6 protein-coding genes, 1 tRNA gene and 4 pseudogenes (1 of these 11 running past the window's edge) are annotated in these 10328 nt (G+C 51.8%); 3 read left to right on the top strand and 8 right to left on the bottom strand.

What is annotated here, in order from left to right:
- Positions 1-240: 240 nt before the first annotated feature.
- The 8 genes and pseudogenes from ACMX3H_RS09070 to aspA form a co-directional block, all read right to left on the bottom strand.
- Positions 241-864: a LysE family translocator gene (locus ACMX3H_RS09070; protein ID WP_415210576.1), complete on the bottom strand. Its 624-nt coding sequence runs from the start codon at positions 862-864 to the stop codon at positions 241-243.
- A 98-nt stretch (positions 865-962) separates the two neighbouring features.
- Positions 963-1160: a helix-turn-helix transcriptional regulator gene (locus ACMX3H_RS09075; RefSeq protein ID WP_415210577.1), complete on the bottom strand. Its 198-nt coding sequence runs from the start codon at positions 1158-1160 to the stop codon at positions 963-965.
- Positions 1161-1806: 646 nt separating this feature from the next.
- Positions 1807-2004 (bottom strand): hypothetical protein, encoded by a 198-nt coding sequence (locus ACMX3H_RS09080; RefSeq protein ID WP_415210578.1) that lies wholly within the window; start codon positions 2002-2004, stop codon positions 1807-1809.
- A gap of 252 nt (positions 2005-2256) precedes the next feature.
- Positions 2257-3533 (bottom strand): annotated as a pseudogene (locus ACMX3H_RS09085) (tyrosine-type recombinase/integrase).
- Between the two features lie 174 nt (positions 3534-3707).
- Positions 3708-3780 (bottom strand) — tRNA-Phe (locus ACMX3H_RS09090).
- Between the two features lie 105 nt (positions 3781-3885).
- Positions 3886-4465: pseudogene (dicD, locus tag ACMX3H_RS09095) on the bottom strand (division control transcriptional repressor DicD).
- A 43-nt stretch (positions 4466-4508) separates the two neighbouring features.
- Positions 4509-5831: pseudogene (gene cutA, locus ACMX3H_RS09100) on the bottom strand (divalent cation tolerance protein CutA).
- 70 nt (positions 5832-5901) lie between these two features.
- Positions 5902-7338, bottom strand: a complete 1437-nt coding sequence (aspA, locus tag ACMX3H_RS09105) for an aspartate ammonia-lyase (protein ID WP_415210579.1) — start codon at positions 7336-7338, stop codon at positions 5902-5904.
- A 353-nt stretch (positions 7339-7691) separates the two neighbouring features.
- On the opposite strand from aspA, the gene ACMX3H_RS09110 reads away from it, so the two are divergent.
- From ACMX3H_RS09110 to groL, 3 genes and pseudogenes are all read left to right on the top strand, one after another.
- Positions 7692-8147 carry an FxsA family protein gene (locus ACMX3H_RS09110; protein WP_415210580.1) on the top strand — a complete coding sequence of 152 codons (456 nt, stop codon included), beginning with the start codon at positions 7692-7694 and terminating at the stop codon, positions 8145-8147.
- Positions 8148-8366: 219 nt separating this feature from the next.
- Positions 8367-8660, top strand: coding sequence for a co-chaperone GroES (locus tag ACMX3H_RS09115; protein ID WP_074013646.1), 294 nt, complete (start codon positions 8367-8369; stop codon positions 8658-8660).
- Positions 8661-8705: 45 nt separating this feature from the next.
- Positions 8706-10328, top strand: a pseudogene (gene groL, locus ACMX3H_RS09120) (chaperonin GroEL); its annotated part runs 9 nt beyond the window's last position; the annotation flags it as partial.

The raw sequence follows: 10328 nt of genomic DNA on the forward strand, positions 1-10328 counted from the left end.
TCACTCAAACCGGGATGGAAATAAAAGTTATTAAAATCAATACAATGTGAAAATGCAATGAGCATAAGCGTGTAACGTAGGTTTACTGTCTTATACAACAAACCCACCAATAATTCAAGACGTCCTCCACGGGGCGCTTACAGTTATTCTCCGTTAAAGCTATTTTTTGCCTTTATGCAGTTATTTGCGTATTGAATATGCCGCACAATAAATACTGTTAAATTAATGAAGCCTCAATCTTTAAAAGGGCAAAAGCAGACTCACCCCACTGAGCACCAAGGCACCGCCAAAGAGACGATTCTGTATCCTTATCATCCGTGGCTCCCGCACTAAATGCTGTATACGACTGGCGCTGAAAGCATAGACATGCATCATGACGGCATCGACGGTGAGCATCGTCAGCGTCATCAGGACGAGCTGCGGGCATAGCGACTGCGTGGGTTCAATGAATTGCGGCATCAGACTAATCATAAATACGATAATCCTTGCATTAGTGGCAGTGGTCATAAAGCCAGTAATGAAACGCTTTAACTTCGTTAAGGGTGCCGTGGTGGAGCTGGATGTGCACAGCGCCTCTGTAGGGATTGGGGCGCGCCATGTTGAGTAACCGGTATAAATTAACCAGGCCGCCCCAAGCACCCTTATTGCCATCAATGCATTGGGTGATGTCAGAATGATGCCGGCACCTGTACCAATGGCAATCATGATAAGCGCCAGCGCCGTTTCCTGGCCGGCGATGGTTAAGCTGGTTTTACGCCAGCCTTGACTAAGTCCGTGGCTCATCGCCTGTATCGAGCCAGGTCCGGGAGAGATAGCGGTAAGACAGGCCACCATCAGAAAAGCACACCAGGTGGTATAGGACATAGAATTCCCTTCTCCGAGCAGATTAAATTTTTTAATTGCTGTTGATGGACGTCGTGAACGTCATTTATCGCAAGAATACGTAACATGACAATATCTCCTCAGGCGATTTCCTCGCGATATTCAGCTATGCGTTGGCTTATCCACTCATCGATTTCGCTTTCAACGAAGGCAATGGCCCGGGTGCCAATCTTGACGGAGGCTGGAAATTTCCCTTGGGACATCAGACGGTATATCCAGGCTTTGCTGTAACTGGTGCGCCGCTGGACTTCTGGTAAACGAATGAGTGACTGTGACATGTTACTCCTTATTCAACTTATCTGTTGATGGTAAGCGTTGATTGACTTCGAGAGTCATCCTGCCACAGAAAATCACTATTTTTTCACACCCTCAGGCCTAATGGTGGTTGGTCGCGGAAATTACCCTCAGGGTGAGGGTTGAATGGCGGAATTTCTAGGGGAAAGAGCCCTCAGTGCTGAGGGTTGATATAAAGATGATGCTGGCTAATAGTTTAGGTTAACGTTTTATTGGGCAAGCGACTTTCTCTATGGCTTTTGCTGGCACTTCTGGCATTTGTTCTTTGCCATATTTTTCTTGAAGCTGAGCAACCAGAGCTGCCTGTGTTGGGATGGTTCGTCTGTCGTGCTCGTCGTAATGGCGCCATTCGACATTACGTAACTGAATGGCGAGCAGGAGAGGGTCGTTGTCTCTATACGCCCCAAGAAAAATAGGAAGCTTTAGCTTTGTTGCAGCTAACTCTTGCTTTAATTTCTTATTCTCTGCTTTAAGCGATTGAATAGCCCTGAAGGGTTCAAGTGGCTCAGAAACTTTGTTTTGGTCACTGTCGGAATCAAACTCGAGGTCTGCCCTAAACTCCGCCGGGTTGTCAAAAGAAAATCCTAAACATTCTTCTACATCGGCTTTTATAAATACAAAATCTTTATATTATTGAGTTAGTTCCTTTTTTAGCATGGTAATGTCTTTTTCAATCGCTCGCATAAGCATCACCCTGATAGAGGGAGAGTTTTCATAATATTTAAAGGTAGATAACCCAACTCTTTTACCAAAAAAGAAAGCATTGGCAGGTTTTCCCATGAGATCATATTCTTCTGGAAGATGAGATAATATAAGTTGCTGCGGCAATGCCCTGATGGCAGCCTAATTTGTCACATATAGAATCCATGGCATCAGCAACAGAAATCAGATTGATATATTTTTTTTAAATTATTAATTAGCTCAGTATTTTGAAGGTTATCCGCCATACACTCCTTTTGTATTTTATTATTATATGACTATGTACTAACAAGTTAACAATTGTACGGTAAACAACTTAGACAATAGCCGTCTATCGAAGTCTACGATCGTCTTTACTTTACTGTCTATAAAGATCGCCTTTTAACTACTGATATTTTCCCTGCCATGGCTCCTGGCAAACTCGTAGGGCGATATATTATGCTCTCGGTTGGCATTCAGATAGTCTGCCCACCATTGCATCCTGAGGCACCGCTCTTCCAGATACTTTGAGGTATGGAGGTAAGCTACTTTGACCCATTACGTTCAACATGACTCATCTGGAGCTCTATTACGTCGTCTGCCCACAGCCCGGATTCTCCCAAAGCACCGCGTGCCATTGTGCGAAAGCCATGCCCACACACCTCTGACTTGGTATCATAACCCATGACGCGCAAGGCCTTGTTGATTGTGTTCTCACTCATTACGCTGTTCGGATTGTGGTCGCCGGGAAAGACATGTGTTTCTTCTCCTCGCAGGGCTTCAAGTTGCCGCAATATGCTCATTGCCTGTCGGCTGATAGGGACAAGGTGGGGAGATTTCATTTTCATTCCTCTATCCGAATAGCGTATCCCGGCTATCGGTTCGCGTTTTGCCGGAATTTCCCATAAATCACGCTCGAAGTTGATTTCGTTCCAACGAGCCAGGCGCAATTCACTGGAGCGGACAAATATCAACAGGTTTAGCTCTACCGCCAGCTGGGTAACCTTTCGCCCCTTGTAGCGACTTATGCATGATAGGAGTTCGGTAATACGGGCAGGAGGTAATGCAAGATGGTGAACGGCTTTGGGGATAGAAAGAGCCCCCGCCATATCTAGCGCGGGATTGCTGTCTATAATCTCATATTGCACGGCATAACGCATAATCGCGGAGATTCGCTGCTGCAGCCGCTGTGCTACATCATGTATACCAGCATCATCTATAGAGCGAACTACCGCTAACAGACGGCGAGTTTTTAGTTGGCGAACATCCGTATTAGCAATACGGGAAAAGACGTAATGCTCTAGAGTGAGAAGTACCCGAGCTCTTGTGGCCTCACCCCATCTTTTATTGTTGGCGTGTCATTTTCTCGCGATGGATTCAAAGGTAAATTCCCCTCTGTCTTCCGCCTGAACCTCTTGCTGTATCTTTTTCGGGTCTACACCATTAGCGAGAAGTTTTTTGGCCTCGTCGCGTTTTGCTCTTGCTTCGGCAAGTGAAACAGTGGGGTAGACCCCAAAAGCTAGTTTGTCTTCCTTTTTGTCACCAGGACGGCGGTACTTCATGCGCCAATACTTTGAACCTCATGGTGTTACTTCCAGATACATCCCACCACCGTCAGAAAGTTTGTAGCCTTTGTCGCGGGCTTTGACGGTTTTTACCTGCCGTGAATTTAGCTTCATAGGGGCCTTTTTATATCGAACCGGAAAGAGCCCCAAATAATGCCCCCACATGAGGGTTGATTGCAATAGACTACCGTTGACTTTTGTTGACTAAAAAATCTTGTAACGCCTTGCAGAGACTGAATTTCAGGCATAAAAAAGGACGCTGGTAGACGTCCATTTACGTACTTGTGATGCCCGGACTCGGAATCGAACCAAGGACACGGGGATTTTCAATCCCCTGCTCTACCGACTGAGCTATCCGGGCAACGGCCGCATTAAACCGTATTGGCTCGATTTCGTCAACGGGTTTATCCGAGAATTACGTGAAACCGCCGTCAATTGCTGAATTTTCAGGCAAAACGCGGAAAATTCAACTCAAAGCGCCGTTTTTCCGGCACAGTGCCAAACGTAAAATATCTTCCGCCAGACGGCGCGCCACCGCCACATCCTGGGCGTTGTGCTTGACCAGAAGTTTGCTCAAGCAGCCTTCCAACACCAGCTCCATCTGTTGGGCGACCATGGTCGGATCATCAACCTCAAGTTCAGCCAGTAGCGCCCGGGTGTAGCGGTAGAACGCCTGCTTTTGCTGGTCCGCCAGTTGATGGATGGGATGCGCGGTTTCGGGATATCGGGATAAAAGCTGTAGGCGGCGATAAACAGGCAGCCAGGATAACGCTGCTGCTCAACGTGTTCCGCCAAAATCTGATAGCGCGCCAGCAGTTTTTGCTGCGCATCCATCGCGTCATCTTGGCATACGCGGCTGCGCCATGCGTCCACCTGGCCGGCATGGTAGCGCAAGCAGTCATAATGTAACGCCTCGCGATCCGGCCAGTAGACGCTCAGCTGCGCTAGCGACAGCGACAGCGTCAGCTCATCGGCAGTGATACCCGCACGAAACCCCGTTGTTCAAGCAGGCTCAGCGCCCGATCCCGTATATGTTCTCGTTGCACATATCCTCCTGGTTAACCTGCGGTTGCCTTGCTTGAGTGTCGCTCACGGCGCCAGTTTCCGCAAATGTTGCGCAAAATCCGCCGCGTTCATAAAACCGGTTACCCGCGAGCCGGGGATCTCGTTACCGCGGCTATCGAAAAACAGAATTGTCGGCAGCCCCCATCACCTGCCGCTGGCTAAGCAGCATTTTTTGCGCGGGCGCATTAGCGGTAACATCCGCCTGAAGCAGGGTCAGGCGGCCCATTTGCTCGGCCACGGCGGGATCGCTGAAGGTGTATTTATCAAACTCTTTACAGGCCACGCACCAGTCGGCGTACACATCCAGCATCACCGGCTTGCCGGGGGAAGCGTTCAGCACCCGCGTGATTTGCTCAAGCGCTTGCACCGACTGGAACGCCGGCCGTGCGCTTATCAGCGTCAGGCCAAGCAGCAGCACCGCCAGCCACAGGCGGCCGCGGGCCTGCAGGCACAGTAGAAAGCCCCAGCCGAAAAAGGCGATCGCCAGGAGGCTCCATAGCCGCGCTCCCCAGCTATCGCCCAGAATGCGTTCCAGCAAGAATACCGGCAGCGCCAGAATAACGAAACCGAACCCCTGTTTGACCTGTTGCATCCAGGGGCCGCTTTTGGGCAGCATCCGATGGCCGAACAGCGCGACCAGCACCAACGGGATACCCATGCCCACCGCATACAACCACAGCGTAAAACCGCCGAACCACAGATTACCGCTTTGGGCGATGTACAGCAAAATGGCGCTCAGGGGTGCAGTGGTGCAGTGGTGCAGGGGGAGCAAAACAGGCCCGCCAGCGCGCCCATGATAAAGACGCCGGGTAAGGTGCCTTGACGCTGACGGTTGCTCCAAAGCGTCAGGCGGGTCTGTAGCGCCGGGGGTAATTGCAGGGTAAAGACGCCGAACATCGACAACGCCAGCAGGATAAACAGCACGGCAAGTCCAATCAGCAGTGCGGGCTGCTGCTGCAGGCATGCCAGCCACGCCAGCAAGATCAGCGTAATAGAGTCGTTGAGCCATGATAGATAATCGGGGTCGCCGCCGGTGACGGGCAGTACCAATAACTCCGGGGTTTGATAAGGATGGTGGGCTTTGATTTGCGCGAATACCGCCTGTCGCAGGGCCATGCGGCTTTTGATAAGCAATTGCACCTCGGCCTGCTGTTCGAGCGCCCCCTGCCAGTAATAAAGCGACGTGGCACCGGACAATAGCGTGACGCACGCGGCGAGATTGCCGGCCAATAAACGCTGGGCGATGGCGCGGGCGTCGTCGGGCGCGGTGCACAGAATGATACACAATCCGGCATCGTCGGGCTGTGGGAGGACGCCGTCCGGCTTGCCGTCTGGGTTATCTGCCATTATCACCCCTTGTGTGGAAAACGCCGGCGGGCATTATAGCCTGTTCGCGCCGCCGGCGACAATGCAGGGGTCAGGACGGGGTATCGTCAGGATAGCGTTTGGCTTTGTATTCAGGATGCATCAAGTTTTGCAGCGAGAAGATATCATCCAGTTGCGCCACGGTGAGCAAGCCGCGCTCAAGCATGACCTCGCGCACGCTTTTACCGGTCTCGGCACAGATTTTACCGACGATATCGCCGTTGTGGTGGCCGATAAACGGGTTCAGATAGGTCACGATACCGATGGAATTAAAAACATATTGCTCGCAAATAGCCTGGTTGGCGGTAATACCGCCAATGCATTTGTCCTGTAGATTGAAACAGGCATTGGTAAGAATATACATCGACTCAAACATGGCCTGGCCGATAACCGGCTCCATGACGTTCAACTGCAACTGACCCGCTTCTGCCGCCATGGTGATACAGGTATCGTTGCCGATCACCTTGAAGCACACCTGATTCACCACCTCCGGCAGCACGGGGTTGACCTTGGCAGGCATGATAGACGAGCCCGCCTGCAGTTCGGGCAGATTGATTTCATTCAAGCCGGCCCGCGGCCCAGAGGACAGCAGCCGCAGGTCGTTACATATCTTGGACAATTTCACCGCCAGGCGTTTCAGGGCGCTGTGGACCATGACATAGGCGCCGCAGTCGGAGGTGGCTTCAATCAAATCCTCGGCCGGGACGCAGGGCAGGCTACTTATCACCGCCAGTTTCTCCACCGCCAGCGCCTGATACCCTTCCGGGGTATTCAGTCGGGTACCGATGGCGGTCGCGCCGAGGTTCACTTCCAGCAGCAATTGCGCTGTGCGCAGCAGGTTTTTGTTTTCTTCCTTCAGCAGCCCGTTAAAGGCGTGGAACTCCTGGCCGAGCGTCATTGGAACCGCGTCCTGCAACTGGGTTCTGCCCATCTTTAGAATGCCGTTGAATTGCTGCGCTTTCTTCTCAAAGCACGCCCCCAGATAATCTATCGCTTCCACCAAGCGCTGGAGCGCGTGATAGACCGCCAGGCGGAAACCGGTGGGATAGGCGTCATTGGTGGACTGACATAAGTTGAGGTGATCGTTGGGATTAAGGAATTGGTATTCCCCTTTTTGGTGCCCCATCAGCTCCAGGCCGATATTCGCCAGCACTTCATTGGTATTCATGTTGACGGAGGTACCGGCGCCCCCCTGGAATACATCCACCGGAAACTGATCCATGCAGCGGCCCCGGACCAGCACTTCATCACAGGCGAGTGCGATGATATCGGCGATATCCCGCGGTAGCGTCTTAAGATCTTTATTGGCCAGTGCGGCGGCTTTTTTGACCATCACCATACCGCGTACCAGTTCGGGAATATCGCTGATACGCGTATTGCTGATGTAGAAATTTTCACTGGCGCGCAGGGTATGAATGCCATAATAGGCGTCAGCCGGCACTTCGCGGGTGCCGAGCAGGTCTTCTTCTATACGGATGAGGGTTGACATGCGTCTTCCTTGTAATTGTCGGTCTTTATCATTAATGTTAAAAGAAAATTGGTTAATATCTACTCTATGCAGTGTCTTAAACTGACGTTGGTTTTATTTTTGCCATTATATTCTGTCATTAAGACAAGACCATTAAGCCGATCACGCTTAGTTAATCGTTTTTATTTAACCAGTTAGCGCGAGAGGCAAAAGGCGCTTACGGGCCACGACCCTGCGTATCGCTTGAAAATCGTCTTGAGGGATACCATTACATTAAGACAAGCCGGCAACAAGGCGCATTTTTTTGCGGTGGCGAATTTTATCGCTTTGGGCGGATACTCTCGCGACGGCAATCGATAACACAGGAGAATTCGGTGCGTTGGATCCCGTTACTAATCATTTTTATCATCACCTACATTGAGATTTCCCTTTTCATCCAGGTCGCCCATGTGCTTGGCGTGCTGGCAACGTTGCTGCTGGTGATCGCGACATCATTTATCGGTGTATCGCTGGTGCGGGCCCAGGGGCTGCGTATTCTGGGGCAAATGCAGATCAAGCTGGCCCGCGGTGAGAGTCCCGCCGGCGAGATGATCAAAAGCGTCTCGCTGTTGCTCGCGGGATTTCTGCTGCTGCTGCCCGGCTTTTTCACTGATTTCCTCGGCCTGCTGCTGTTATTGCCGCCGATACAGCATCTGTTGACGCTGCGCCTACTGCCTTATCTGCGTTTTCAGCGCGGTCCCGGCGCCGGCGGTGAGACTTTTGAAGGCGAGTACCGTCGTCATGATCTTCCTCACGACAGACTAAACGACCGGCGCGACGATGAGAAATAGGTAAAAAAAGAGGACGGGGTGATAAAATGTAACTTTTTGATTAAAATAATGTTAAATTTATTATGGCTAAAATTTCATCACTTAAGTGAAAAAAATTTTTTTTATCCCCTTGAAGCTTCTCTGAACGCCCCCATCTTATTCTCCACGAGGCCGGGCATGACATCATGCCCGGTATTCATCCCAAAAAACTGATACGGACTTTCTCAAGGGGAGCTATCAATGAAAATTCGTCCATTACATGATCGCGTTATCGTCAAGCGTAAAGAAGTTGAAGCCAAGTCTGCGGGCGGCATCGTGCTGACCGGTTCCGCGGCGGGCAAGTCCACTCGCGGTGAAGTACTGGCTGTGGGCCACGGCCGGATTCTGGAAAACGGCGAAGTGAAAGCGCTGGACGTGAAAGTTGGCGACATCGTGATTTTCAATGACGGATATGGCGTGAAGGTTGAGAAAATCGACAACGATGAAGTGCTGATTATGTCCGAAAGCGACATTCTGGCTATCGTTGAGCAGTAATCCGCGCGTAATCATCTGAACTGAACGAATTTAAGGGAAATCGAAATGGCAGCTAAAGACGTAAAATTCGGTAACGACGCTCGCGTAAAAATGCTTCGCGGCGTAAATGTTCTGGCCGACGCGGTAAAAGTGACCCTGGGTCCTAAAGGCCGTAACGTGGTGCTGGACAAATCCTTCGGCGCGCCGGTCATCACCAAAGACGGCGTTTCAGTTGCACGTGAAATTGAACTGGAAGATAAGTTCGAGAACATGGGCGCCCAGATGGTGAAAGAAGTTGCCTCCAAAGCCAATGACGCTGCAGGCGACGGCACCACCACCGCGACCGTGCTGGCTCACTCTATCGTTAACGAAGGCCTGAAAGCCGTGGCCGCCGGCATGAACCCAATGGACCTCAAGCGCGGTATCGACAAAGCCGTTATCGCCGCTGTAGAAGAACTGAAAAAACTGTCCGTACCTTGCTCCGATTCCAAAGCGATCGCGCAGGTGGGTACCATCTCCGCCAACTCAGATGAAACCGTCGGCACCCTAATTGCTGAAGCCATGGCGAAAGTGGGCAAAGAAGGCGTCATCACCGTGGAAGAGGGTTCCGGTCTGCAGGATGAGCTGGACGTGGTTGAAGGGATGCAGTTCGATCGTGGTTATCTCTCCCCGTATTTTGTCAACAAGCCGGAAACAGGCGCCGTTGAACTGGAAAGCCCGTTCATTCTGCTTGCCGACAAGAAAATCTCCAATATCCGCGAAATGCTGCCGGTGCTGGAAGCCGTTGCCAAAGCAGGCAAACCGCTGCTGATTATCGCTGAAGATGTTGAAGGCGAAGCGCTGGCTACGCTTGTGGTAAACACCATGCGCGGTATCGTTAAAGTCGCCGCAGTGAAGGCGCCGGGCTTCGGCGATCGCCGTAAGGCTATGCTGCAGGATATAGCTATCCTGACCGCGGGTACCGTTATTTCCGAAGAAATCGGCCTTGAGCTGGAAAAAGCTACCCTGGAAGATATGGGGCAGGCCAAGCGTGTCGTTATCACCAAAGACACCACCACTATCATCGACGGCGTGGGCGACAAGGCCCTTATCGATAGCCGCGTTACGCAAATCAACCAGCAGCGTGACGAAGCCACCTCCGATTACGATCGTGAAAAACTGCAAGAGCGCGTGGCCAAACTGGCTGGCGGCGTGGCGGTTATTAAAGTAGGTGCCGCGACCGAAGTCGAAATGAAAGAGAAGAAAGCCCGCGTTGAAGACGCCCTGCACGCTACCCGCGCCGCAGTGGAAGAAGGCGTGGTCGCCGGCGGCGGCGTGGCGCTGATTCGCGTAGCCAACAGCATTGCTGAACTGCGTGGCGACAATGAAGATCAGAACGTCGGCATCAAAGTTGCGCGCCGCGCGATGGAAGCGCCGCTGTGTCAGATCGTCGCCAACGCCGGTGAAGAGCCGTCCGTCATCGCGAATAAAGTGAAAGCGGGTGAAGGTAATACCGGTTACAACGCGGCAACTGAAGAGTATGGCAACATGATCGACATGGGTATCCTGGATCCGACAAAGGTAACCCGTTCCGCGCTGCAGTATGCGGCTTCCATCGCCGGTCTGATGATCACCACCGAATGTATGGTGACCGACCTGCCGAAGGAAGACAAACCTGACCTGGGCGGCATGGGCGGCATGGGCGGCATG

The sequence above is a fragment of the Sodalis sp. (in: enterobacteria) genome (assembly GCF_047607725.1).
Taxonomy (GTDB): domain Bacteria; phylum Pseudomonadota; class Gammaproteobacteria; order Enterobacterales; family Enterobacteriaceae; genus JBLKSS01.

Bases quoted from the DNA above. Each gene is read 5' to 3' on its own strand.
- ACMX3H_RS09115 (WP_074013646.1), top strand. From the start codon at position 8,367: ATGAAAATTCGTCCATTACATGATCGCGTTATCGTCAAGCGTAAAGAA.
- ACMX3H_RS09070 (WP_415210576.1), bottom strand. From the start codon at position 864: ATGTCCTATACCACCTGGTGTGCTTTTCTGATGGTGGCCTGTCTTACC.
- aspA (WP_415210579.1), bottom strand. From the start codon at position 7,338: ATGTCAACCCTCATCCGTATAGAAGAAGACCTGCTCGGCACCCGCGAA.
- ACMX3H_RS09075 (WP_415210577.1), bottom strand. From the start codon at position 1,160: ATGTCACAGTCACTCATTCGTTTACCAGAAGTCCAGCGGCGCACCAGT.